The organism is Rosistilla carotiformis, from assembly GCF_007753095.1.
Classification (GTDB): domain Bacteria; phylum Planctomycetota; class Planctomycetia; order Pirellulales; family Pirellulaceae; genus Rosistilla; species Rosistilla carotiformis.
Genome location: NZ_CP036348.1, coordinates 4,407,571 through 4,433,111, shown reverse-complemented (window position 1 = coordinate 4,433,111; position 25,541 = coordinate 4,407,571). Strand labels below are relative to the sequence as shown.

General features: G+C 59.3%; 22 protein-coding genes. 15 read left to right on the top strand and 7 right to left on the bottom strand.

Features of this window, described 5'->3' with window-relative positions; translation table 11 throughout:
- The first annotated feature begins 30 nt into the window (after positions 1 to 30).
- From Poly24_RS16045 to Poly24_RS16030, 4 genes are all read left to right on the top strand, one after another.
- Positions 31 to 1,038: a hypothetical protein gene (locus Poly24_RS16045; RefSeq protein WP_145097444.1), complete on the top strand. Its 1,008-nt coding sequence runs from the start codon at positions 31 to 33 to the stop codon at positions 1,036 to 1,038.
- 67 nt (positions 1,039 to 1,105) lie between these two features.
- Positions 1,106 to 1,333: a hypothetical protein gene (locus tag Poly24_RS16040; RefSeq protein ID WP_145097441.1), complete on the top strand. Its 228-nt coding sequence runs from the start codon at positions 1,106 to 1,108 to the stop codon at positions 1,331 to 1,333.
- A gap of 14 nt (positions 1,334 to 1,347) precedes the next feature.
- Entirely contained in the window at positions 1,348 to 2,247 is a 900-nt protein-coding gene (gene xerC / locus Poly24_RS16035; RefSeq protein WP_145097438.1) for a tyrosine recombinase XerC, read from the top strand.
- A gap of 142 nt (positions 2,248 to 2,389) precedes the next feature.
- Complete coding sequence (locus tag Poly24_RS16030; protein WP_231753170.1) at positions 2,390 to 3,031, top strand: hypothetical protein; 642 nt, start codon at positions 2,390 to 2,392, stop codon at positions 3,029 to 3,031.
- A gap of 22 nt (positions 3,032 to 3,053) precedes the next feature.
- Here Poly24_RS16030 and rdgB read toward each other — a convergent pair whose 3' ends face one another.
- From rdgB to Poly24_RS16015, 3 genes are read right to left on the bottom strand one after another with little or no spacing between them, the layout of a single operon-like run.
- On the bottom strand, positions 3,054 to 3,668 hold the full coding sequence (rdgB, locus tag Poly24_RS16025) for an RdgB/HAM1 family non-canonical purine NTP pyrophosphatase (RefSeq protein WP_145097435.1): 615 nt from the start codon (positions 3,666 to 3,668) through the stop codon (positions 3,054 to 3,056).
- A 5-nt stretch (positions 3,669 to 3,673) separates the two neighbouring features.
- Positions 3,674 to 4,498 carry a coiled-coil domain-containing protein gene (locus tag Poly24_RS16020; protein WP_145097432.1) on the bottom strand — a complete coding sequence of 275 codons (825 nt, stop codon included), beginning with the start codon at positions 4,496 to 4,498 and terminating at the stop codon, positions 3,674 to 3,676.
- 9 nt (positions 4,499 to 4,507) lie between these two features.
- A complete protein-coding gene (locus Poly24_RS16015) occupies positions 4,508 to 6,151 on the bottom strand; it encodes a MotA/TolQ/ExbB proton channel family protein (RefSeq protein ID WP_145097429.1) in 1,644 nt (547 codons plus the stop codon).
- A gap of 433 nt (positions 6,152 to 6,584) precedes the next feature.
- Here Poly24_RS16015 and Poly24_RS16010 point away from each other — a divergent pair, with 433 nt between their 5' ends.
- On the top strand, positions 6,585 to 8,630 hold the full coding sequence (locus tag Poly24_RS16010) for a prolyl oligopeptidase family serine peptidase (protein ID WP_145097426.1): 2,046 nt from the start codon (positions 6,585 to 6,587) through the stop codon (positions 8,628 to 8,630).
- 452 nt (positions 8,631 to 9,082) lie between these two features.
- Here Poly24_RS16010 and Poly24_RS15995 read toward each other — a convergent pair whose 3' ends face one another.
- Positions 9,083 to 10,873, bottom strand: coding sequence for an aspartate kinase (locus Poly24_RS15995; RefSeq protein WP_145097420.1), 1,791 nt, complete (start codon positions 10,871 to 10,873; stop codon positions 9,083 to 9,085).
- 51 nt (positions 10,874 to 10,924) lie between these two features.
- The gene (locus tag Poly24_RS15990; RefSeq protein ID WP_145097417.1) at positions 10,925 to 12,130 is read right to left on the bottom strand and encodes a cofactor-independent phosphoglycerate mutase; all 1,206 of its coding nucleotides are present in this window, start codon (positions 12,128 to 12,130) and stop codon (positions 10,925 to 10,927) included.
- A 236-nt stretch (positions 12,131 to 12,366) separates the two neighbouring features.
- On the opposite strand from Poly24_RS15990, the gene lpxD reads away from it, so the two are divergent.
- The 3 genes from lpxD to Poly24_RS15975 all read left to right on the top strand — a co-directional run bounded on the left by lpxD (position 12,367) and on the right by Poly24_RS15975 (position 15,378).
- Positions 12,367 to 13,419: a UDP-3-O-(3-hydroxymyristoyl)glucosamine N-acyltransferase gene (lpxD, locus tag Poly24_RS15985; protein ID WP_145097412.1), complete on the top strand. Its 1,053-nt coding sequence runs from the start codon at positions 12,367 to 12,369 to the stop codon at positions 13,417 to 13,419.
- An 80-nt stretch (positions 13,420 to 13,499) separates the two neighbouring features.
- Complete coding sequence (locus Poly24_RS15980) at positions 13,500 to 14,429, top strand: LpxI family protein (RefSeq protein ID WP_231753169.1); 930 nt, start codon at positions 13,500 to 13,502, stop codon at positions 14,427 to 14,429.
- A gap of 172 nt (positions 14,430 to 14,601) precedes the next feature.
- On the top strand, positions 14,602 to 15,378 hold the full coding sequence (locus Poly24_RS15975; protein WP_145097408.1) for a phosphatase PAP2 family protein: 777 nt from the start codon (positions 14,602 to 14,604) through the stop codon (positions 15,376 to 15,378).
- 27 nt (positions 15,379 to 15,405) lie between these two features.
- Here Poly24_RS15975 and Poly24_RS15970 read toward each other — a convergent pair whose 3' ends face one another.
- Positions 15,406 to 15,924 (bottom strand): peptide chain release factor family protein, encoded by a 519-nt coding sequence (locus Poly24_RS15970; RefSeq protein WP_145097404.1) that lies wholly within the window; start codon positions 15,922 to 15,924, stop codon positions 15,406 to 15,408.
- Positions 15,925 to 16,248: 324 nt separating this feature from the next.
- Between Poly24_RS15970 and Poly24_RS15965 the strand changes: the two genes are divergently transcribed.
- On the top strand, positions 16,249 to 16,476 hold the full coding sequence (locus Poly24_RS15965; protein ID WP_145097400.1) for a hypothetical protein: 228 nt from the start codon (positions 16,249 to 16,251) through the stop codon (positions 16,474 to 16,476).
- A gap of 3 nt (positions 16,477 to 16,479) precedes the next feature.
- Positions 16,480 to 16,677, top strand: coding sequence for a hypothetical protein (locus tag Poly24_RS15960; RefSeq protein ID WP_145097397.1), 198 nt, complete (start codon positions 16,480 to 16,482; stop codon positions 16,675 to 16,677).
- Here Poly24_RS15960 and Poly24_RS15955 read toward each other — a convergent pair.
- Positions 16,674 to 18,290, bottom strand: coding sequence for a calcineurin-like phosphoesterase C-terminal domain-containing protein (locus Poly24_RS15955; RefSeq protein ID WP_145097394.1), 1,617 nt, complete (start codon positions 18,288 to 18,290; stop codon positions 16,674 to 16,676). The two genes, Poly24_RS15960 and Poly24_RS15955, sit on opposite strands and share 4 nt — an antisense overlap.
- Positions 18,291 to 18,478: 188 nt before the next feature.
- On the opposite strand from Poly24_RS15955, the gene Poly24_RS15950 reads away from it, so the two are divergent.
- The 5 genes from Poly24_RS15950 (at position 18,479) to Poly24_RS15930 (ending at position 25,511) form a co-directional block, all read left to right on the top strand.
- On the top strand, positions 18,479 to 19,294 hold the full coding sequence (locus Poly24_RS15950) for an SDR family oxidoreductase (RefSeq protein ID WP_145097391.1): 816 nt from the start codon (positions 18,479 to 18,481) through the stop codon (positions 19,292 to 19,294).
- A gap of 163 nt (positions 19,295 to 19,457) precedes the next feature.
- Entirely contained in the window at positions 19,458 to 20,543 is a 1,086-nt protein-coding gene (locus tag Poly24_RS15945; RefSeq protein WP_145097388.1) for a sugar kinase, read from the top strand.
- A gap of 96 nt (positions 20,544 to 20,639) precedes the next feature.
- Positions 20,640 to 21,338, top strand: a complete 699-nt coding sequence (gene bioD, locus Poly24_RS15940; RefSeq protein ID WP_197451952.1) for a dethiobiotin synthase — start codon at positions 20,640 to 20,642, stop codon at positions 21,336 to 21,338.
- Between the two features lie 84 nt (positions 21,339 to 21,422).
- Entirely contained in the window at positions 21,423 to 22,463 is a 1,041-nt protein-coding gene (locus tag Poly24_RS15935; protein WP_145097381.1) for a galactitol-1-phosphate 5-dehydrogenase, read from the top strand.
- 21 nt (positions 22,464 to 22,484) lie between these two features.
- Positions 22,485 to 25,511 (top strand): MMPL family transporter, encoded by a 3,027-nt coding sequence (locus Poly24_RS15930; RefSeq protein ID WP_145097378.1) that lies wholly within the window; start codon positions 22,485 to 22,487, stop codon positions 25,509 to 25,511.
- Positions 25,512 to 25,541: the final 30 nt, after the last annotated feature.

Genomic DNA, 25,541 nt, shown 5'->3' with positions numbered 1-25,541 from the left:
GCTGCGCATAACTTGCAAACCAAGTGTGTGATGTTGCGCCTATCCATAATCGCCCGCTGCGTGCTATCAATCCTGCTGGTTCCAGCGGCCGGTTGCAGCTTGATGCCTGATGTGATCTCGGATCCTCAGGTCCACAATCCGTTTCCGCAATTGAAGCGGGTGGCGGTGCTGCCATTCTTTAACCAGTCCAGCGAGCCAACGCTGAACCAAGACGCGGTTGCCGAAGCCTATTATGGGGAATTGCAAGAGATCCTCGGTTTCGAAGTCTTGCCCGTCGGCGTGACCAAGCTCAAATGGCACGAATTCAATCGGATGTACGGTGATTCGGCCGGCCCCGATTATTTCCAACGCTTCGCCCAATATCTGGATGTCGATGCGGTCGTCGTGGGGGCTGTCACCGATTTCACTCCGTACTACCCACCGCGGATGGCGATGACGACGCATTGGTATGCCGCTAATCCCGGCTTCCATCCGATCCCGCCAGGCTACGGTTTGCCTTGGGGGACACCGGAAGAAAAGAACATTCCACGCGATGTCGTTTTGGAAACGGAGTTCGAACTGGCGAGGGCTCAGTTGAAGACTCAATCGCCGCAAAGTCCTACCGCCGCCAACGCCGCCCCCTATCCAAGTCACGACGCGCCACCGGCCCCAGCAGACATGCGGATCTTCGATCCGAACGGTGGCGCCATGGAAGCGGAAGTTGCTGGCAACCTTCCAGGTGGATGGCCCGACCCAACAGGCCTTATCCCCAACCCACCAACCGCCTTTCCACCTCCAATGCTTGCGCAGGCGGAGCCTGTGCTATCGCATACCCGAATCTACCGCGGAGACGATTCCGAATTTACGCAAAAGTTGGCCGATACCTTCTATTCCGATGATGACGCCCGTTTTGGAGGGTGGCAATCTTACCTATCCCGCAGTGACGATTTCATCCGTTTTTGCTGCAAGTTGCATATAACCGAAATGCTCGGTTCTAGGGGGGGCAAGCATAAAAGCGACCTCATCCTCAGGTGGCCTATCAGCCGATACGAACGCTAGGCAGTTCAGGCAAGATGGACCTGAAGTGCGAAACTGGCGAACACGAGCACTTTTAGGGCGTCACTGGATGGACAAAGAAATCAATGTTCTGGCTCTCGTCAAAGGAGAGGAGAAGTTTATCTTCTTGTACGACGATGCGAATCGCACCGAGACCTTGCGGTTGTTGGGGCGTTTTGCGGCCGATCCTGAGATCGACTTCACCTGGTACGACGCGGCGGTATTGAGCAAGCGAATTCGCGACTCGATCCCAGCCGTTGTCGAAGAGGAACCGCAACACCGTCGCTTCGCGGCTTAAGGAATTGGATCCCGATGCGCAGCGCTATCCCTCAGTTCTTGCAGTACCTTGCACACGAACGCAATGCGTCGGATCTGACGATCAAAGCCTATCGCGAAGACCTGTTTGGGTTGGTGGAGTTTCTGGAAGATCAGCGCGGCAGCACGCCAAAGCCGCAAGACCTGTCGCCGCAAGACCTCCGCGGCTACCAGGCGGCGTTGCAAGAGGCGGATTACGCTCGCAACACGATCTCGCGGAAACTCGCTTCGCTACGCAGCTTCTACCGCTTTGCTCAGCGGCAGGAACTGGCGACGACCAACCCAGCGAGCCCGCTGCGGAATCCGCGCCGGCAACGCAAGCTGCCGCACGTTCTCTCGGGTGCCGAAGTCAATCGGATCCTCAAAACCCCGCCGCTCAACGACCCCAACGGCCTCCGCGACCGCGCGATCCTGGAAACGCTGTATAGCGCCGGATTGCGTGTCAGCGAATTGGTCGGGCTGAACGATGGCGATCTCGACTTCGATCAACAAGTGATTCGCGTTCGTGGTAAGGGACGCAAGGAACGGATGAGCCCGCTGGGTTCGTTTGCGGTTCGCGCCCTGCGGCGATACATGCCGACCCGCAATCGCGATCCGTTGGAGCCTCAGTCCCCTTCGGCGGCGACCTTTTTGAACCGCTTTGGTCGTCGATTGACCACGCGCAGCGTCGGCCGGATGCTGGAAAAACACATCCAGGTCGCGGGGCTCGATACGCGAACCAGCCCGCACACATTGCGGCACAGTTTTGCGACCCATCTGTTGGACGCGGGGGCTGATATTCGTAGCGTGCAGGAGTTGTTGGGGCACAAGAGCCTGGCGACGACGCAGATCTACACTCACGTCAGTGCTGCCAATCTGTTGGCGATCTACGAAAAAGCGCATCCGCGAGCTCGATAGCAACCCCCTGCGTCGAGCGCTCTTGCCGCCGGATACGATCTCGTCTTACGGCCGCTCTTTTTTGCCGCCGGATTGCTATTGCCGCCGGCCGCCGATAATCGCGACAGTACCGGCAACCATGTGGAAGGGAATGCGCGAACCATTGAAAAACTTAAATCACCTGCACCGAACGGTCTTTGTGCCGCTGGCCCTTTGCGCCGCGATTCTGTTCGTGGTGCCAGGTTGTGGTCGGTTGATGCACCAATTGATCCCGCCATCCCCACCGACATCGTTGACGGTCAATCCGGCGATGCTGCCGGCTGTGAAGCCCGACTTCTTGTGGCTGCAAATCGTCGATACCGTCGACGATTACTTCCGGATCAAAACGGAGCAGCCACTGAATGGAATCGACGGATCGTTGGAGACGACCTATCGCGTGGGGGCTTCGATTCTGGAGCCGTGGAACCGCGATAGCACACGCGGATTCGAACGCTTGCAAAGTACGCTGCAATCGATCCGCCGCAAGGCGATCGTTAACGTGCACGCCCAGCAATCGGGATATTCGATCGAGGTCGTGGTGCTCAAGGAGATCGAAGATGTCAATCATAGCCAAGGCGCCAGCGAAGGTTCACTGTCGCTGCGTCACGACGGAACTGTGACCCGTACTGACGAGATCTTCACCGGCGAACCGATCACCCTGGGTTGGATTCCGCTGGGCCGCGACACGAGCTTGGAACAGGTGATCCTGAACGAAATTCTCGATCGCGTTCTCGAACCCGATCGCAAGAAGCTGCTGCATCACTGATGCAGCGCAGCTTGGTTTCGCTTTATTGCGCCGCCAGTTGATCCAACAGCAGACGCAGCTGAGGAATGAACTGCCGCAGCGCCCGCGCTCGGTGGCTGAGCGCCTTCTTGACGCTGGGGCCAAGTTGCCCGAACGTCAAGTGATACTCGGGGATCTCGAACATCGGATCGTATCCAAAACCATGCGTCCCGTGACGCTGTTCAATGATCCGACCGCAACACTTGCCGTTGGCGGCCAGCCGTTCGTTCCCGTCGGGATCCGAAAGACTGAGGTAACAGTTGTAATAGGCGGTGCGACGCTGCAGCGGCACCCCTTCCAGACGCTCCAACAATAGGTCGTTGTTCTTTTCGTCGGTCGCATCGTCACCGGAGAAGCGAGCGCTGTAAATTCCCGGCGCTCCGTCCAGCGCGTCGACCGACAGACCGCTGTCTTCACCGAGCACCCATCGCCCCAGATGCTTGGCTTGTTGAGTCGACTTCAGCCGCGCGTTCTCGGCGAACGAATTGCCATCCTCGACGACTTCGATCGCCGTGGGCCAATCGGCCAACGTGGTCAACCGGACCCGATCGGTGGGCATCACCGCTTGGATCTCGATCGCCTTCTTGCGATTTCCCGTCCCTAGTACTAATTCAAACATCGCGTCTATTTCGCCTTGGTTTGTTTTTCCGTAAACACACTCAGGTCGATCCGACCCTTGCCGACGACGGGGATCTTGCCGTTTCGCACGTCGTTCGAATCGCACAGGCTCTTGAGCGTTCGATAGGTGCTCAGGCCGTCGCTGCGAACCAGGAAGATGATCGTGTCGTCTTTGCCATTGAGGACCTTGTTCATCAGGTCCTTGAAGTCCTTGTCGCCACCCGCCTCGGAGGTTCGCACCCGCTTGGGTTCGGGCAGGTTGTGCAGCACTAACGATCCGTCGGCGCATTCGACGAAGTGAGGCACAAACGTCGCTCCGCTTCCTTGCGGCAGGATCGTCACGTTCCCTTCGGTGGGAACGTCTTCGCGTTTCTTCAGTTGAGCTTCCAGTTGGGCCAGTTGTTCCTGGACCGACGACAACTGAGTTTGCATGTCGCCAATCGTTTCGCGGTCCTTGGGGTTCACCTTCGGGATGACGACTTCCAATTTCTTCTGCTCGGCGAGTTGCTTTTCCAGCTCTTCGGTCTCTTGAAGCAGGGCTTCGAGTTCCGCCTGGGTCAGCTTGCGTTCCTTCTGAGTTTCTTTCAGATGGAGGGCTGCCGAATTGGAGACCGAGATCCGTTGTTGCAACTGTTGGATCGATTCATCCGCCTCTTTCTGCTTCTTCTGAACCGATTCGTATTCTTCGATCTGCGCGATGTCGGGGGAATCGGTTTGCGCAAGGGCGAGCGTGGCGATCATCATCGTCAACACGCCGATCACACAGGCAACGATACTCAAGAATGGAAACAGTGAGATCTCGTCGTCGTTGGTTCGAGGACGTCTAGCCATGTTCGATTCCTATCGCCTTCCGTTTCGCGAGGCCTTCTTGGATCCACCACCAAACCAACCCGAACGTCGCGCTTCGACTTGTTGCACCACGACCTGTTGGTCTCCCAGTTTTTCCAGGACGCCGCTGAGGCTGGAGAGCCCGCGGTCGAGCCCCGCCAGATGTTCCTGCATCGTGGTCTGCGATTGGGCAAACGTGCCACTCACGTTGTTGCTCATGCTGGCCGCTTGATCGGCGAGATTCGCCAGCGTTCCTTGGATCTTCTCCGCCGCGTTGGCCATCTGGTCGAGTTGCGCCTGCAGCACCGCTTGCTGATCGAGTGTCTGTTTCTGCAGCATCGCAACGTGTTGCTGCTGCTGTTGTTCGATCCGACCGTTGACTTCGTCCCAGCCTTTGGAGACCTGCGACGTCAAGCTGGTGCCAATCGCGTCGAGCTTCTTCAGCCAGCGTTCCATTTCGGCATGCTGGGTTCCCAACGCCTGTTCGACCGCAGCGCGGAAGATCGCCACGTCGCCGCCGCTGCTGGCGCCACCGGCGCCTCGTTCGGCTCCACCCTCGCGCCCGTCGTTCAATCGACGCAACAGGTTCTCGTTGCAGTATTCATCGACGCTCGAGATCAAATCCTCTTCGCTCTTCTGCAACGCCGACGCGGGCAGCTTGACCAACATACTCATGATCAGCGCCAACAGCGTCGTATCAAACGCGGTTCCCAGACCGCCGAAGACGTCCTGCAACGCAGCCTTCATCGCGTCCATGTTGCCGCCGCCGCTGAGGCTGGTCGCCAAACTGGCAACCGCCGCGCTAACGCCCATGACCGTACCGATAAAGCCCAAGATCGGCAGCGACCAAATGAAGACCTTCAGAATCGTGTAACTACCAGCGACGTTGTTGGCATCGATCGCCGATTGCGATTCCATCATCGTCACGGTTTCCGCGGCGCTTTTGCGAACGCGGAAGTGTTCGATGCCGCGGACCACGCGGTTGACCAAAAACGTGTCGCTCGATGCACCAGGCAGTTCGTTGATGTTCATGATGAACCGGTCCAGCGAACCGACAGTGATCTCGTTGGAGATCTCCACCGGCAGCACGTCCAGCAGCATCGCGTCTTTCTGTTTCTTCAGGTTCAACCATTTCAGGAACAGGATCGCCAACGCCCAGAACATCAACAGAGTCGTCGGGAAGGGGACCGGGCCGCGATCCCAAAACAGCTGGCCGAATTGGAACTGTCGCAGCGGAAACATCAGCCCCAACCAGATGACCGTCGCAACCGCACCGATCAATCCGCTGATCACCAGGCTCACGTCGCTGCTGGCCGCTTCGCCGTTGCCCGCGCTGAACCAGCTCTTCTGCGGGCGTTTCGCTTTAACGTGACGCTTCTTGGCCGCCGGCGCCGCTGGCGCAACAGCGGGCGTGGCCGTAAAGTTCGGCAGGGCGGGGGCTGCCGCCGCGGCGGGCGTCGGTTTCGCAGCGGCCGGTTTGTCGCCAAGATTCAGATTCGGAAATCCGCCCGAGGGTTCGGTATCTTCCAAAGGCTCCGCGTCGGGGATTCGGACCGTCGCACGGCAGTAGGGACAAGCCCGGCTCTTGCCCGCCAGATCGATAGAAACCTTCAGCGATTTGTTGCATTTGGGGCAAGGGATTTTAAAAAACGACACGGGGGAAAGCTCGCGATTAAATCAGGAATGAGGTTCAAAGCGGAGGCGGTGGAACGCGGCCCCAAGGTTGGGCTCCCAGCGGGTGTGGCGGGGATATTTCCCAAGACGGCGGTGAGGCCACTTCAAGGGACGCCCTGAGTCCCATATGCATGGGGGGGCTTCTGCGGGAAGCTGCCTGGGACGTGGTGTTCGTAGGATGCTTGCGTTCGCTAGCTCTCTATAGTCGCCCAAGGTTGGTCTCTCATCAAGGTATAGTCTTGGGAAACGATGGGTAAATCGTTTTTTGCGGGGTAGACGCTCGGGGGAGGTCGGTCGAGCGGAAAACGCCGCATTTGCGTCGCCGTCGGGGGACGCGAATTTGCAATCGGGGAACCTTTCGACCATGATTGGGCACCCTCACGATAGCCCCTTTCTCCCTCGGGAATCCCTCTCCATGCGAAGCTTGTTTTTCAGTTTCTCTCTGGTCCTCTTGTCCAATCTGGTTCTAGCCGACGGTCCTGCGGATAACCATGCCACCACGGTCCGCCCCGTGCCGCCGGTGGGAATCGAAATGAAGCCGGCCGATCGAGACGAACTGCTCGCGGGATTGGAGAAATTGAACGCGAAGATCCAGCAGATTCGCGATGCCAAAGAACCGTTGGGGCAAGCGTTGCTGCCCGACGTCGAAATCTTCGCCCGCGCGATCCGCGATGCGGTCGCGCACCGCGAACTGTTCGCCGAACGAGACGTCAACAAGGCGCGACAGGTGCTGGCCGAAGGGCTCGATCGCGCCGAAGCGTTGGCGGCGGGCAAGGCTCCATGGACCACGCAGACCGGCCTGGTCGTTCGCGGCTTTCGCTCTCGGATCGACGACACGGTTCAGCCGTACGGGATGGTCGTTCCCGAGAGTTATTCCTCCTCCGGCGCGACGAAGCATCGCTTGGACCTGTGGCTGCACGGCCGCGGCGAACGCAGTTCCGAAGCGGTCTTTATCCACGAACGGATGAATCAGGTGGGCCGGATTTCGCCAGCCGACACGCTGGTCCTGCATCCTTATGGCCGGTACTGCAACGCCTTCAAATTCGCCGGTGAGATCGACGTCCTCGAAGCTTTGCAGCACGCCCGCACGCAGTACCGCGTCGACAACGACCGGGTCAGTGTACGGGGGTTCTCGATGGGAGGAGCCGGTTGTTGGCAGCTGGCCGTTCATTACCCCAGCCTCTTCTTCGCCGCGAACCCTGGTGCCGGATTCTCCGAGACTCCGGAGTTCCTGCGAACCTTCCAAAGCGAAACGCTCGATCCAACCTGGTACGAGAAAAAGCTGTGGCAGATGTACGACTGCACCGGCTATGCCGCCAACCTATTTAATCTGCCGACGGTCGCCTACAGCGGCGAATTGGACAAGCAGAAACAGGCGGCTGACATCATGGAACAAGCGATGCAGCGGGAAGGATTGCGTTTGACGCATCTGATCGGACCCGAGACGAAGCACACGATCCATCCCGATTCGCTGCAGTTGATCGAACGGAAGCTTGCCAGCCTTGCCCGTGGCGGCCGCGATCGATTGCCCGAAACGATCGACTTTGCAACCTACACGCTGCGATACAACAAGTCGTTCTGGCTGACCGTCACGGAGCTCGAATCGCATTGGGAAAAAGCGACGGTTCGCGGTGGCTTGCAAGGAGAGGGGAACACAGTGCGTTTGAGTGTTGCCGGAGTCAACGGTTTGCGGATCGAACTGCCCGCTGGCACGAGCCCCTTCGATCCCCGGCATCCGGTGAACTTGGAACTGACCGTCACGGGAACGGACAGCGCAGGGGAAGGCTTTCCGCAAACGCAGATGATCGCCGGGCCGCAGCCCGAATCGGATCGATCTTGGGTTTGCGAAGTCTACCGCGACGGAGCGACTTGGAAGTTAGGCCGTCGCCCTTCGGCGGGCCTGCAGAAACGCCACGCGTTGCAGGGGCCGATCGACGATGCGTTTATGGACCGCTTTATCCTGGTCGAACCGACCTCGCCGGCAGCCCATCCGGCGATCGAAGCTTGGACGCGAGCCGAATTCGAGAGAATGGTCACCGAGTGGCGGCGGCAATTCCGCGGCGACGCGATCGTCCGCCGCGATGTCGACCTGACCGACGAAGAGATCGCCAATTGTCACTTGATCCTGTTTGGCGATCCGTCCAGTAATTCAGTGCTGGGATCGATCGCCGATCAATTGCCGATCGGCTGGAACGACAAGGTGGTCACTGTCGGCGAGCAATCGTTCGACGCGGCGCATCACGCTCCGGTCATGATCTATCCGAACCCGAAGAATCCGACCCGATACGTCGTGATCAACAGCGGATTCACCTATCGCACGTTCGCCTATTTGAACAACGCACGGCAGGTTCCCAAACTGCCCGATTGGGCGGTCATCGACGTAAGAACACCCGCCGATTCGCTGTGGCCCGGCAAAGTGGTCGACGCCAATTTCTTTGACGAGAGCTGGCAGTTGCGGTAGCGATAGGGGAATTTTTGTAGCGCCGGGCGTGTGAATTTATGCATCCGGTGTGATCAGGAATTCACCCTCCCCAAACGCAGTTTGCGGGGAGGGTCGAACTAGCGAAGCGATGTTCGGGGAGGGGCGGTCGGAGGTGAAGCCGCGTCGCTGGATCCCGGTGAATGCCCTCCCCGGAAAACTCGCTAAACGCTCATTTTCCGACCCTCCCAGCTGCGCTGGGCGGGTGAATTTGGGCTTCCGGTGTGATCATGAATTCACCCTCCCCAAACGCAGTTTGCGGGGGAGGGTCGAACGAGCGAAGCGTTGTTCGGGGAGGGGCGTCGGAGGTAAAGCTGCGTCGCTGGATCCTGGTGAATGCCCTCCCCGGAAAATTCGCTAAACGCTCTTTTTCCGACCCTCCCAGCTGCGCTGGGCGGGTTAAACTTGGCCGGGCGGGGGAAGCTGCACGCCACTTAAGATCGCAGCGATTCGGCAAACGTCTCGCGCAGCAGACGCTCGGTCTCGGCAGCTTTGTCGCTTTGGATGACGACGTTCACCTGCAGCTCCGACGTGTTGATCATCTGGATGTTTACGCCCGCTTGGGCAAGGGTGCGGAACATGATCGTACCGACGCTGGTGTGGCTGCGGAGTCCGATACCGCTGACCGAAAGCTTGGCGATGTCGTCCGCCCCGTCGGTGCCTCGCAGATTGAACTTCTTGCACAACGCTTCGGCCACGGCGCGGCTGTTGGCATAGTCGGCTTTGGGGACGGTGAAACTGACGCTTGTCGTGCCATCTTCGCCGTCGTAGCCCTGGACGATCATGTCGACAAAGATCCCCGACTTGCCAACGTCGGCAAAGATGTCGGCGGCGATTCCGGGACGGTCGGGAACGCCCAACAGCGTGATCCGCGCTTGGTCGGGAACCAACGCGATATCGGTCAGCGTCAGCTTTTCCAAGGTATCGTCCTGCAGCGTCGCGACGACGCTTTGCAGGTCGGCGGTCTGGCTGCGATCGTGCTGAATCTGGCTCCAGTTGCGAGCATCTTCGGCGACGCTTTCGAGCTTAAACGCGTTGTGGACAACGCGCAGTGCGTCTTGAGCTTTTTCGCGTGGGACCAGTGCTGAGATCTTGATCTCGCTGGTCGTGATCATATAGATGTTGATGCCCGCTTCGGCCAATGCGGAGAACATCCGATGGGCGACGCCGGTTTGTTGAGCCATCCCCAAGCCGACGACCGAGATCTTGCTGACGTTTTCGTCCGAGGAAACGCCCAGGGCACCAATCTTTTCGATCGCGTCGCGGGCGGCTTCCAACGTGACCGCCAGTTCGCTGCTGGGGACGGTGAAGGAGACGTCCGCTCGGCCTTCGGTTCCCACGTTTTGAACGATCATGTCGACAGCGATCTTGCGATCGGCGATCCGCGAGAAGATGTCCAGGCTGGTGCCGGGAACGTCGGGGACGCCCAGGATCGTGACGCGGGCTTCGTTTTTGGTCATCGCCGCACCGCAGACTGGCGACGATTCCGATTCGCACTCGGCGACGATCATCGAACCCGTCGTGTCGGAGAAGCTGCTGCGGACATGGATCGGCACGCCAAACTTCTTGGCGAATTCGATCGAGCGATTGTGCATCACGCCCGCTCCAAGACTGGCAAGCTCTAACATTTCGTCGTAGCTGACCACTTCGACGCGTCGAGCTTCGGGCAACAGTCGCGGATCGGTGGTGTAGACGCCGTCGACGTCGGTGTAGATTTCACACGTGTCGGCCCCCAGGACCGCCGCCAGTGCAACCGCCGTGGTGTCGCTGCCGCCACGGCCGAGCGTGGTGATGTTGAAATCATCGTCGATCCCTTGGAAACCGGCAGCGATCACGATGTTGCCCGCATCGAGATAGCCCTGGATGCGTTGAGTGTCGATCGATTGAATACGCGCTTTGGTGAAGGTGTTGTCGGTGCGGATGCCCATCTGAGCTCCGGTCAGACTGACCGCCATGTATCCCAGCGATTCGATCGCCATCGCCATCAACGCCACGGTCACCTGTTCGCCGGTCGACAGCAACACATCCATTTCGCGAGCCGGCGGCCGATCGTTCAGTTCGTAGGCCAGTTCGACCAGGCGGTCGGTGTTCTTGCCCATCGCGCTGACGACGGTGACGACTTGGTTTCCCTGGGTGTGGGCGCGGATCGCTTTGCGAGCGGCAGCGCGAATCTTTTCGACATCGGCAACGCTGGTGCCGCCAAATTTCTGAACGATCAATGACATAGCTGTGTGGAGGTTTGGGCGTGTGGTTGACGTGGAGCGATGGGGCCAGAGCTACCGGGCTGTAAATTCTTTCATCAAGTCCCATCCCTGGTCGAAGCTTTTGCCGGTCGATGCGGCAGCGACTTCGTCAAACGTTTGCGCCGGGTCGGCCTTTGTGTCGGAACCGGCAATCGCAAACGGAACCATGCCGTGCGTGTGCTTCTTGGTGGAACAGAAGGTCGGGTGATCGGGCATCACCAAAATTCGATAGTCCCCCTGCGCCTGCAGCGCCGCGTGCAGCGGGCCGACGATCTGCGAATCGATCTGCTGCAACGCTTCGATCTTCGCGTCGTACCGCCCCTCGTGGCTCGCTTCGTCGGGAGCTTCGATGTGAACGCAGACGAGGTCGTATTCCTTGAGCGCTTCGATCGCCGCTTGCCCCTTGGCTGCGTAATCGGTATCCAAATAACCGGTCGCCCCGGCGACTTCGATCCGCGGCCAACCGACGATCGCAGCGATCCCACGCAGCAGATCGACTGCCGTGATCATCACGCCTTGCGGGCCATAGGCTTCGCGGAACGGTGGCAAGCTGGGAGCACGCCCCTGCCCCCACAACCAGACATTGGTCGCTGGCCGTTTACCGGCGGCGCGGCGGGCGACGTTGACGGGATGATCGGCGAAGATCTCGTGCGACGCAGCCATCAGCTCGCTGATCAAGTCGCTGCCGGGACCGCGGGGGAAATCGTCGACGACCGGAAGATCGGTCAGATCGTGCGGGGCGCTGGTCCGAGTTTCCTGCCCAAACGGTGCGGGCGATTCGGCGGAACCGCGAAACAGCATCAGATTGCGGTAGCTGACGCCCGGGACAAACTGGATCTGATCGCTCCCCAATTTCTCTTGCAGCGATTTCAGCAGCTCGGTCGATTCGGCGGTCGTGATGTGATCGGCCGTGAAATCGACCATCGTCTGGTCTTCGATCGTGACCAGGTTGCAGCGAACCGCCCAGTCGTGGGGGCCCAGCTCGATCCCTTGCGCCGCAGCTTCCAGCGGCGCCCGGCCTGTGAAGTATTGATTCGGGTCGTAGCCGAGCAGGCAGAGGTTGGCGACCTCCGAACCGGCTGGAAAATGAGCCGGCGTATTGTTGCTCAAGCCAACCGTGCCGGCAGCTGCGATCGCATCCATGTGGGGAATTTGAGCTGCTTGCAGCGGGGTTTTGCCCCCCAGAGCTTCGAGCGCTTCGTCCGCACATCCGTCGGGAATGATGATGACATATTTCATAGGCAAAGTCTGGCTGCGCCCCTTAAAAAACGCAAGTAGGATAGCGACGGGTCGCGAATTCGCTGCAAATCGCCCGGTTTACCAAAGGGCTCGCCGCCGCGAAACGCATTCATATTGCGACCGAGACCGCGAAGTTGTTATTTAACGATGCAGATATCTGCTCGCCCCCGGCAGGTGGGCGATTCGCACGATCGCGAGTCTCACCCCGCAATTTTCGCCAAAGCAAGGAAGCCCCCATGAAGCCGATCGCCATCCGCCAGCTTGCAAACGAACTTGCCGCCACCGTGATCGGCGACGATTCGCTGCAGATCACCGGTGCCAACCCGATCGGCGAAGCATCGGCCAGCGAAATCACGCTGTTGGACAATGTTGAACGTCGGTCCGATTTGGAATCGACAGCAGCGTCGGCTGTTGTCGTCGCATCAGAACTCGAAAACTGTCCGCTGGTTCAGCTGATCGTGCCGGATGTTCACGCCGCGTTTATGGAGATCGTGGCAAAGTTCCGCCCTTCGCAGGTCGTGGCACCCGCCGGAATCAGCCCCCACGCCGTCGTCGACCCTTCGGCGCAGATCGCCCACGATGCGACGATCGGCCCGGGATGTGTGATCGGTGCGAACGTCACGATCGGGCCGCGTTGCAACCTCGTCTCCGGCGTGACCGTGATGGCCGGCTGCACCTTGGGTTCGGAAGTGAACCTGATGCCAGGCGTGCTGCTGTATGAAAACACAATCCTCGAAGATCGCGTCTGGATTCATGGCGGTTCGATTTTGGGAGCCTTTGGTTTCGGATATCGCCAGTCGGAAGGAAAACACATCCGCACCGGGCAGCTCGGCTACGTTCACGTCGAAGCCGATGTCGAGATCGGCGCCGCGGTGACGATCGATCGCGGCACCTACGGCGCGACGCGGATCGGATGCGGGACCAAGATCGACAACCAAGTGCAGATCGCCCACAACGTTCAGGTCGGTCGCCACAACCTGATCTGCTCGCAAGTCGGCATCGCGGGCAGCAGCAGCACCGGCGACTACGTCGTGCTGGCCGGGCAAGTTGGACTGAAGGACCACATCAAACTGGGCGACGGCGTGATCGTGGGAGCTCAAGGTGGCGTGATGGCCGACTGCGAACCAGGCAACGTCTACTTGGGCAGCCCGGCGACGAAGCAGAAGGAACAGATGCAGATCTTTGCGATGTGGCGTCGTTTGCCCGAGATGCGTCGTCAGATCAAAACGCTCGAAAAGCAGCTCTCAAAAATGCAGGAGCCTAACGCTTCGCAAACGAAAGCTGCTTAGTCGCCGCAAACCAATCCAACGGCCCGCGCGGAATAACGCCGGGCCGTCCCCAATCCCTTCCCTCGTATCCCCTGTCCGCCATGAATTCGGCTACGCTACCGAGCCCGTCCATCGCCAACGCTTCGCCGAGTGGCAGCACCGTCGGGCTGATCGCTGGATGGGGGCGGTTTCCGATTCTGGTTGCCGAGTCGCTGAAGCGGCAGAACCATCGGGTCGCCTGCGCTGCGATCCGCGGTCACGCTTGCGAAAGTTTGAATGACATCTGCGATGAGGTCCGTTGGTTTGGCGTCGCCAAAATGGGAGGCCAGTTGCGGTTCTTCCGTCGGCATGGCGTCCAGCGGATGACGATGGCGGGCAAGCTGTTCAAAGCCGACCTGATGTTCCAGGGATCGGTTTGGCTGCGGCACCTGCCCGACCTGTTCTGCATCCGCACCATGGCCCCACATTTTATTACGCGCAGCAAAGACACTCGCGACGACACGCTTTTGACCGCCGTGACCGACGCCTATCTGGCGCGCGGGATCGAGGTCTGCCCCGCCACCGATTTCGCTCCGGAGCTACTCGTGAAACAAGGCCACCATTCGACGCAACGATTGAACGCGAAACAGCAAGCCGACGTTCGCTTTGGTTGGACAATCGCCAAGCAGATGGGCGGGCTGGACATCGGTCAGAGCATCACTGTGAAAGATCAAACCGTCGTGGCGGTCGAAGCGGTCGAAGGGACCGACGCTTGTATCGAGCGATCGGGGAAGCTGTGCGGCAAGCGAGGCTTCACCCTGATCAAAGTCGCCAAGCCGCAGCAAGACATGCGATTCGACGTTCCCACGATCGGTCCGCAAACGATCGAACTGCTGGCTGCCGCCGGCGGCAGTTGCATCGTGATCGAAGCCGACAAGACGATTGTCGTTGACCGAGAAGAGGTAACGCGGATCGCCAACGCCCACCGGATCGCGATCGTTGCGGTCAACGATGCCGAACTGGCGGAGAACGAAAACATCTTTGCCGCCTGACACGTTGTCAAGCGATCAACATTAGCACGATTCGCTATTTCGACACCCCCAACCCGTCTGGTACAAGATCCACTCACAACCCGACAGCGGCTTTCCCCACTGTTGAAGCGTGGGAGGAAACGCGGCGCCGAATGTCGCAGATGCCGATCACCGCGATCAGAAAAGAATCATCGTGAATCCAGAGCCCCAAGAACCCAGCCTCAAACTGTATCCGGGACCGGCATGGTCGGCCCGCTCCAGCAAGCCGCTGCAACCGTTGTTGTGGTTCGGCGTGGCGGTGACGATGCTGACCCCGTTGGCTTTGTTCTGCGATTACGACATCGCGGTTTGGTTTTGGGAAGATCGGTTGCCGGGCGATTTCCGCAAGGTGATCTTCATTTCGGAATTCTTCTCGCACGGGCTTGGGGTTGCGATGATCATTGCGGGGATCGCGATTCTGGTCCCCGAGAAACGTTGGTGTTTGCCACGATTGGCCGCGCTGTCGTTCGGCAGCGGCGCGATCGTGACGATTCTTAAAATGTTCATCCTGCGGCGGCGACCGAACGATTTTGATTTCGCCACGGCGCGGGAGGATTCGATCTACCAGTGGGCGTTGGATGCCTATTTGCAGAACGTGGCGATCTTCGACGATAGCACGCTGCGTTCGTTCCCCAGCGGTCACGCTGCAACCGGTGTTGGGTTGTGTATCGGGATGATGCTACTGTTCCCTCGGGGACGCATCTATTTCGTTTGTTTGGCGACACTCTCGTGCTCCGAACGGTTGTTGTGCCAGGCGCACTTTTTGAGTGACGTCTTGGCCGGCGTCGCCGTGGCAACGCTGTGGTCGTACGTCTGCCTGCATCCTCGAATGTTGGGCGTTTTGTTTGGGCATATGGAACCCGAAGGTCGCGGGTTCAAGGTTCCCAACGTCGACGATTTGCGTGGTAGGCCGTACAAGCAAGCCGCCTGATCCGGAGCTACGGCGGTCGATGTGGAGCTACTTCAGCCGGTGCCTGCCGGCCTTTTCGCGCGCTTGGTTGACAGTAGCGAGCGCCTGCGGTTCCTGTCTCAGGAAGCGAACGATCTGGCTTGCTGTGGTGCACCAGAACTCTGCCGCAGTGGCCACATCCCCTTCGTTGGCGAGCGTTCGATTGAGCACATCGGCCAAGATCACGGGATAGACTTCGTTGCCAATCGCGACGCGGAATTGCGAACCGCCGTACTGGCGGACCAGCGGCACGACGAACGCTTCCACCTCTTCGCGAACCTGAATCGCAAGTTCGACGCGCAGCCGTGCCACCGCCACGCTGCGGTTCTCCGCTTGGCTGCGCCGCTCCGACGCCTCCGCCGTCACGCCCGTCGGGCGATGCTTCAACACGACGGCGCTGGAAACCTTGTTGCGATGTTGGCCGCCAGGTCCTCCACGGCGCGTGAATTTAACATCGCACTCCTGGATCAACGCCTGCTCGTCGAGCGCGACCGCAGGGATCGAAGAGGAACGGCTGGGAGACGGCATAGAAATCCAAATCAGTAAAGACGGTTTGCGCAAGTGCAGCGTGTTTCATACTAACACGAAGCGCAATCGAGTGGTCTTATCCATTCTTTGCGAAGGGAGGTTGATTCAATCACTTTCCGCTTCGGGCCGGTATCGGGCTGGGGAGCACTGCGAAAACTTCTCTATTACGGTGCGGCAGCTGTACCGTATAATCTGCTGCCCGATCGGACGCCTCGGGTTCGCACCAGCGACCGAGACTTCCGACGTCGGCCTTAGGCTCGACCTGCCGCCTGGATTGGGGGCGGCTGGCGTAATTTGAAAAGCTTCATTCCTCAAAGCGATCTTATGCCGTTCATTGAATTGACTGGCCAAACGTTGATGGACGTGATCAACGATGGCGAAATTAATCCCGAAGAACTTCGCAAGGCGGGAGTCACCAGTACGTCGGTGCTGCGAGTGAACAAGCACGGCGAATTAGAGATCCGTAAACGCGATGGATGGGAATTGATCGGCGGACTTCTTGGGAACTACGAAGATCGATTGCGCAAAATCACCGGATACGATTGGGTTTAAACGATGAGCAGTCCACGAACGAGCGTCCGGGTTGAAGGATTGATCCACCGCGGCGAACGATGCATGGGGCCGATCAAGTTGCCGCTTGGGCCTGCCGAACAGTTTCTGGAAGAGTTCAATCGACTGTACGGCGGGATTGAACTGCGAGTCGAAGCGGCGGCTGCGGAGCAACCGCCGGAAACTTGTGGCGGTGGCAACTAGCGGACGCGCATGATTCGCTTGGCGATATGCTGTTTGCCCGATCGCATCGTCGCGCGAACTTCGATCGCGTGCGTTCCCGGTTTCAGATCGACGGGCAACGTCGCCTGCCAAATGTGCGGCGTGTCGCGAGCTGCTGGCAAACCGGTCCACGCTTTCTGTTCCAGCGATTCTTCCAGGGCAAGGGCGGCGACGTAAGCGGGATCTTTGGTCGTCGTCTGCTCCATCGGCTTCCACGCGTCGTCGTCGCCGATCCGGAACTCGCACTTGGTTCGTTCCGAACCGTTGAAGACGTTGACCACAACCTTGGGCAACTGGTCGGCATCGCTTGGCAGTGCGGCGATCTCGATCTCTTCGGGAGCGTAGATGTTCATCTGGTGATGGGCTGTTCGCGACGCAGCGCGAAACTCCAGATCATACTTGTGCCCGTCGAAGGTCATGATCGAATAGCCGTTGGGGCCACCATCTTTCATCGTCGTGTGCGGCAGTCCGCGTTCATCGGGAGCACCACGCCACCAGCTGCCGCAGACGGTCACGTTGATCACATGGTGATGTTTTTTTGGCCCCTGCCAGCCATCTTCTTCTCCGATGAAGTGATGCTCCATGTAGTGCGCGTGGGCGGAGATCGATACCGCAAACGGCCGCTGCTGGATCAATTGATACAGTTCCTGTCGATCGGTGACGCTAACCAACGGGATGTGCATCATCAGCACCACCAATTGATCTGCCGGGATGCCGGCTAGGTCGTTGCGAATGAATTCCATCTGCCGCTCGCCCAGACCGCCGGTGTATTTGCCTCGTTTGCCCGGCGTGTCGACAGTCCACATCACGTCGTCTAGGACCATGAAGTGCACCGGGCCGTGATCGAACGAGTAATAGGACGGACCGTAGTGTCGCTCAAACGTCTCGTCACTCGTCTTGTCGTCGGTCGCGTCGTAGTTGATGTCATGGTTGCCGATCACGTTGTACCAGGGAATGCCGATCAGCGCGATCGCTTCGTTAAACGGCTTCATCACCTCCAGATCGTCGAACACGATGTCTCCCAGCGTGACGCCAAACGACGCCTGATGGGCTTCTTCGGCGATCACTTGTTCGATCACATCGTGCGCGATGTATTCGACTTCTTTGACGTTGCGAGGCTGCGGATCGCCAAACATCAGGGCCCGGAACTGGTTCGGTTCGGCTCGCTTCACCAACGGGAAATCGACCGATTTGGGAAGCGGCCCAGTCGGCGCGACGCCTGGAAATTTCGTTTTTGGCGAACCGGCGGGTTTGTGGATGTAGAAGAACTGCGGCAGGTTCAGTTTGTTGACCGGAGTCATCCAGTTGCGCGGCTTGATCACAAAGATGATCGCATCGTCGCTGATCTTCAGATGGTAGCGACCGTCGGCGTCGGTCTTCACGATCGCCTTGCCATTGCTGACGCGGACATCGGGCAGGCCCGGTTCGCCCGGATCGCGGCGGCCATTGCCATTTTGATCGTCGAAGACGATCCCGGTGGCGTCGATGTTTTCGGGGCCATCGGACGGTCCGTGGTCATGCCCTTCGTGGGCGCGGCAGGGGAGCGATCCGAGGCCGAGGGTGGCAACAAGCAGAACGAGAGCGGAGATTCGCATGGCATGAAGTGCTGGGGTAGGTCGTGTGAAGTTTCAGTTGGGTTTGGGCGGGAGTGATCATTGTAGCCCCGGGGGAGCGTGTTGCGAGAACCGCCGATGCTCTCTTCCACTATTATTAACATTCGTTTTCGATTACCTTTACCCCTTCTAGATCGATTCAGCCTATCTGTATTTGAACCAGGGAATTCATGAGCACCGAGATCTTCAGTTTGGTTGGTTCCACCGCAGTCGTCGTGGGTGGAACAGGCGTCTTAGGTGGCGGCATGGCCCAAGCGTTGGCTGATGCAGGGGCCAAAGTGGCGGTTGTGGGACGCAGCGCCGAGCGCGGTGAAGCTCGAGTCCGCGAGATCGAAGCGGCTGGCGGAACGGCGATGTTTCAATCGGCCGACGCGCTCTGCCGTGATTCGTTGACAGCCGCCCGCGACGCGATCGCCAAGCAACTGGGAACTCCCACCATTCTGATCAACGCCGCCGGCGGAAATCACCCCGACGCCACGCTGCCGCCGGGGAGCGATTTCTGCAAGCTGCCGCACGAGGCGTGGCAGGGCGTGTTCGACCTGAACCTGGTTGGCGGCGTGTTGCTGCCCAGCCAAGTCTTTGGCGAATCGATGCTGGCCGTCGGTGAAGGCTGCAGCATCATCAACATCGCTTCGATGGCTGGGATGATCCCATTGTCGCGCGTCGTCGCCTATTCGGCGGCCAAAGCGGCTGTGATCAACCTCACCCAGTTCCTGGCTCGCGAATGGGCCACGCGTGGCGTTCGCGTCAACGCGATCAGCCCCGGCTTTTTCCCGGCCGACCAAAACCGCAAACTGTTGTTCAACGACGATGGCAGCTACACCGAGCGTGGTGGACAGATCATCGGCCACACTCCGATGGCTCGTTTCGGTGACGCAAACGAACTGGCGGGAGCCGTTGTTTGGTTGGCCGCATCAAAAGCTTCGTCCTTCGTGACGGGGCAAAACATCGTCGTCGACGGCGGATTTTCATCGGTAACCATCTAGCCGATTCGTCCACCACATGCCATCAATGGTGCGGCGGCCTGTTGCCACAGGAAGCATGCGCTGCGATTTTAGCGTGGCGGATGATCGGAGCGATCGTTCCCGATTCACACGCTTCCCCTGACCCGAATCAAAACAAACCATCCTTACCAAATTTGGAGACACTATGAGCGTTTTAAACATCAAATCCGAAGCCGACTTGGATTTCCTGGCCCTGGGCGCCGTCGTCCATCGCTTGGATCCAGGGACCACCGTATTCCGCAAGGCGCGTGAATTTAAGGTTCACGTTTCGGGTGGCGAATACAACTGTGCCGCCAACCTGTCGGACTGCTTCGGCCTGAACACCGGCGTCTGCACCGCAATGGTCAATTACGGCATCGGCGAATTGGTCCAAGCTCGCATCCAAGAAACGGGAGTTCGCCCGTTCTACAAGCATTTCGAGCACGATGGCGTTCACGGCCCGAACATCGCGACCGTCTACAGCGATTGCGGCTGCGGCGTCCGCGCTCCTGTCGTCTTCTACAACCGATCCAACGAAGCGGGCGCGATGCTGAAGCCGGGCGACTTCGATTGGGACAAGCTGTTCAGCGGTGGTGTGAAGTGGTTCCACAGCGGAGGCATCTTCGCCGCGTTGTCGGCGTCGACTTCCGAGTTGGTGATCGAAGCGATGAAGGCGGCTCGCGCCAAGGGAACGATCTGCTCGTTCGACCTCAACTACCGCGCCAAGCTGTGGAACAAGTTGGGCGGACTGGAAAAGGGTCAAGAGATGATCGCCAAGATCGTCGAAAACGTCGACGTTCTGTTCGGCAACGAAGAAGACCTGCAAAAGGGCTTGGGCTTCAGCGGTCCCGAAGTGGAAGAGAAGAAGGATTCGAAGCTGGATCCGGAAACGTTCTTCCAAATGATCGAGAAGACCGTCGCCAAGTATCCGAACATCAAGATGGTCGCCACCACGCTGCGTGAGGTTCACACGACCAACCGTCACGATTGGGGTGCGGTTCTGTGGATCGGTGGCGAGAAGCACGTTGCACCAACGTGCCAGTTGGACGTTCTGGATCGTATCGGTGGCGGCGACGGATTTGCTTCGGGTCTGATCTACGGCCTGTTGGACGGACGTCCACACGAAGAAGCGCTTCGCTTGGGCTGGGCTCACGGAGCTCTGTTGACCACGTTCTCGGGCGACATCAGCAACGCCAAGCTGCCCGAAGTCGAAGCCTTCGCTCAAGGCGGTTCGGCTCGCGTACAACGCTAAAGCGTAGTGCAACAAGTCGTGCTGCGACTCTGCTCGCAGCCGTTGCCATCTGAAATGAACGCCGCGACCACGTCGCGGCTCCACCGGAGTCCACCGTTGGGATCGCTAACGTTTATCGCCGGGACCGACACCGATGTCGGCAAGACTTTTGTCTCCAGCCTGCTGGCTGCGGCGATTCGCCAGCGTGGCCTCCCCGTCGGCGTCTATAAACCGGTCGCCAGTGGCTGCTGGTTGGAACAGGATGAACTGGTCAGCGGCGATGCGGTTGCTCTCTGGCAAGCCGCCGGCAAGCCTCTGGATCTGGAACACGTTTGCCCGCAGCGATTTGCCGCGGCGCTCTCCCCTCCACGAGCTGCTGAAGCCGAGGGAAAGCGGGTCGACGTCGATCAAATCCTCTCCGGCCTGACGCCCTGGACCGAAGGCTTTGATCATGTCTTGATCGAAGGAGCCGGCGGATTGCTGTCGCCGCTGGCGGATGATTTTCTGAATGCCGACCTGGCAGGAGAGTTGGAAGCCGACGTGATTCTTGTCGCGGCCAACCGCCTGGGCGTAGTCAACCACACGCTGCTGAGTGTCGAGGTCTGCCGCAGCCGCCTGGGACGCGATCCGATCGCGATCGTCTTGAACCAAGTCGGCCGCGAAGGCTGCGAATCGATGAAGACCAATCGCGGCGAGATCCAACGTTATGTCGGCCGGACGCCGATCATCGAGGTGGGATTTGGCCAGCAGCGGTTGCTCGAATCGGTCGGCGCAGAGGAATTCATTGGCCGGACCTTACGCACGCCCAGCGCTTAGCGTTAAAATCGACGACTTTCCTGGCGAGCTTGCGTCGCTAGGAAGCGGGATTTCCGCGTCGTATCTCTGATTATGGATGGCCCCATGAAAGCAATGCTGCTGACCGAATACAAAAAATTGGAACTGGCGGAGATCCCCGTTCCGGAACTAGGCCCCGACGACGTCTTGGTTCAAGTGAAGGCGTGCGGCATTTGCGGCAGCGACATCCACGGCTACGACGGCAGCACCGGTCGGCGGATTCCGCCGTTGGTGATGGGGCACGAAGCGTCGGGCGTCGTCGCTTCGGTCGGCAGCGGCGTGACCGATCTGCCCGCCGGCACGCGAGTGACTTTCGATTCGATGGTCTGGTGCGGCAAGTGTCACTTCTGCCGCCGCGGCGAGATGAACCTGTGCGACAACCGCCGCGTGCTGGGCGTCTCGTGCGGCGAATATCGGCAGTACGGTGCGTTCGCCGAATACGTGGCGGTTCCTCGTCACATCGTTTACGAATTGCCCGATGCTGTCTCGTTCGAACAGGCCGCGTTGATCGAAGCGATCTCCGTCGCGGTCCATGCGGCGGAGCGGACGCCCGTTTCCCTGGGCGACACCGCGGTGGTTGTTGGCAGCGGGATGATCGGTCTGCTGGTGATCCAAGCGATCAAACTGGCCGGTTGCTCGCGAGTGATCGCGACCGACCTGAACGCCAACCGATTGGAAGTTGCCAAAACGCTGGGAGCCGACGTGACGATCGACGCATCCAAAGAAGATGTCGTCGCCCGCGTGGCGGAACTGACCGGTGGCCGCGGCGCCGACGTCGCGCTCGAAGTCGTTGGGGCGACGCCGACGGTCAAGACAGCGATCGACAGCGTTCGCAAAGGGGGCACCGTCACGCTGGTCGGAAACATCTCGCCGAACATCGAGCTGCCGCTGCAGTCGGTTGTCACGCGCGAGTTGAACGTCTTGGGCAGCTGTGCCTCCAGCGGAGAATACCCGGCCTGCATCAAGTTGCTGGAAACCGGTCAGATCCAAGTCGAACCGTTGATCACCGCCAAAGCGACGCTCGAAGAGGGCCCCGCTTGGTTTGAGCGATTGTATGCCGGAGAGCCCGAGGCGATGAAAGTGCTCATCTGCCCCGCGGGTCTCTAACCCACACACCGACTGCCTATCATGCCTCCGCTCCTTCCCCACCTCAGCCAACGCTGGTCGCATTTCGTCATCCGCCACTGGCGTTGGGTGCTGCTGCTGTGGCTGGCTGCGGTGATCGTCAGTCGCGTGGCCGCTCCGAGTTGGAAACAAGTCGCCTACGACGGCGACTTCGAACACCTTCCGCCGACGACCGCCAGCGTGGCGGGAACCAAGCTTCTGGACGCCGCGTTTCCGACCGAGCGTCCGCGCAGCCAGTTTATGATCCTGTTCGCTCGCGACGGGAAGAAGATCGGAAAACGCGATCAACACGTTGCGATGGATCTCTCGCGTCGGCTGCGCCATCGCCTGGGATGCGTCTACGTTCGCCGGGCCTTGGCGAATGGATGGTCGGGCAAAACGGCTCCGGTCAACGATCACGTTCGCGAACTTGTCGACGACGCGTTGGACGCCTTCGATCGCTCGATCGAACTCGACACGCTGTTCTACGAATACTTTGAAGATTCGATCTCCGCCGGCACCGATCCGTGGTACGAACCGCGCGTTGCGATCGCGTATTGGGACCGCGCCCGGCTGCACGATTCGCTGGGCAAGCACGACCTCGCCGCAAGCGATCGGGAGATCGCCCTGGCGTTGGATCCGGAGATCGAATCGGCGACGCCAATCGAAGACCGCGACAAATCGTTGGACGCGATGCTGGACATCCTGTCGTGGGACGACGAACGGATCGGCAAGCGATTGAGCAAACGCGATCTGCGGTTGGTCGTGATTCGATTGGAAACGGAGTTTTTGGCGACCGGCAATATCGAATTGATGGAGTCGCTGGACCAATTGATTGATTCGGTGCGAGCATATTCGTTGCCACTGGCCGAACCCGGCTTGCGAATCGAGATCTCCGGATCGGCGGCGATCGGCGGCGAGACATTGATCGCAGCAAGGGACGCGATCAAATACACCGAATGGTTTACGGTGATCTTAATCATGATCATCCTGGCGGTCGTCTACCGTGCCCCCGCGCTGGTGGCGGTTCCGTTGGTCTCGATCGGTGTCGCAGTGACATGCGCCACCGGGCTCGTATCGGCCTTGGCGTCCGCCGGCCAGCAACCTGGATTGGAATGGATTGGGTTAAAGGTTTTCACGACGTCGAAGATCTTTGTCGTTGTGATCCTGTTTGGTGCCGGGACTGATTACTGCCTGTTTTTAATCGCGCGGCTACGCGAAGAAGCTGCCGAATTGGACTGGGGGCTGGCCGTCGAACAAGCGCTCTCCAAGGTGATGGGAGCGTTGTTGGGCAGCGCGCTAACTACGGTCGTTGGACTGTGGATGATGTGGGTCGCCGACTTTGGGAAATTCCATTACGTCGGGCCGATCATCGGGATCTGTTTGTTGGTGGGGCTGCTGGTCTGCACGACGCTGACGCCTGCGTTGCTGTATGCCCTGGGGCCTCGCGTGTTTTGGCCTGGAAGACTGGAACGCAGTGAACAACAAGCCGTCTTCTGGCGGTTCATCGCGTTGGTTGTAACGCAGCGTCCCAAGTGGATGTTGGTCGGCGGGATCGGTCTATTGACCATTCCAGCAATCTATGGATTCCAGCACGAAGGCGATGTCAGTTACGACGTGACGACGCAATTAAATGCCGAAGCGCGCAGCCGCCAGGGCGTGCAAACGTTGTCGCATTCGTATTCGTTGGGGGAATCGAATCCGATCGTGCTGTTGTTACTGCATGAACATCCGGTCGATCCGGAAGTCAGCCGTGCGTCGTTGCGCGATTTGGTATCGGCGATCTATCAGGTCGAAGGCGTGCGCGGGATCCGGTACTTGGAAGATCCGTTGGGGGACAACCCGCCGGGAAAACGGAAGAGTGTGTTTGCGATCGAATCGTTGGTCGGTTGGGTGTTGAAGCAGCATCGCGTGAGCCGGCGTTATTTTACCAGCGACGAAGCTTCGTACGCGAACCGTTTGATCCGCTTGGACGTGTTGGTCGACGAAGAGCCGTTTGGCGACGCGGCGGCCGCGGTGTTGGACCGGGTGGTCGAACGCGTCGATGATTTGATGAGCCAGTTTCTGATCGTGGTGACGCCTGAGATCGGCGGTATGGAAGCGACCGACCTGGCGATTGGTCAAATTCAAGATGCGATCGTGCGACTCGAAAAAACGATCCCGCCGCCGAAGCAGGCGCTTGAGGGGGTGAAGTCGGTCGATTGGCAGCTGAGCACGTCGGGGATGGCTTGGTTCGATTACGACGAAGGTGCCGAAGTCGCCGGCCGCGGCGAGGTGTTGGTGACGATGAACCGCGGCGATGGCCTGGTTCCGTTTGCGAATCGTTTGAAAGAGGCGCTTCGCAATGGAGACGCCGAACTCGGGATCGACCCGATGCCAGACGTCAAGACACGCTTCATTGCATCGCCGGTTAGCGATTGCGAATTGCAGGTCACCGGAACGGCGATGTCGATGGAAGACTTGAAACATGTGACCACACGCGACACGATGCGGATCAAGTTTTTTGTCGTCGGCGCGGTGCTGATGATCTTGCTGATGGTCGTCTGGCGGTTTGGGCTGAGCCTCTATTTGATCGCCACCGTCCTGCTGAGCTACTATGCTACGCTCGGCTTGACGATCGCATTTTTTCGCACTGTCTACGGCGATCAATTCGTCGGTTTGGACTGGAAGCTGCCGCTGTTTTTGTTTGTCATCCTGGTGGCTGTCGGGCAAGACTACAACGTCTACCTGGTAACTCGCGTGTTGGAAGAACAGAAGCGAGGCGGGCGGTTGGCGGGTTTGCGAAGAGCGATCATTCGGACCGGCGGCATCATCACCAGTTGTGGCGTCGTGATGGCAGGGACGTTTTTTGCAATGACCGCGTCGGCGTGGGCCCCGGAATTGATGCAATGGGTCGGAATCGGCCAAGCGCAAGACCAACCGCCGATCATGCTTCGCGGCGTCGTTGAACTCGGCTTTGCGTTGGGGCTGGGGGTATTGGTCGATACCTTTTATGTACGCACGATCTTGGTCCCTGCGTACATGGCCGCTTTCGATCAACGCAACCGTTGATTCAACCGATCGAATGTCCACTGGAACGTA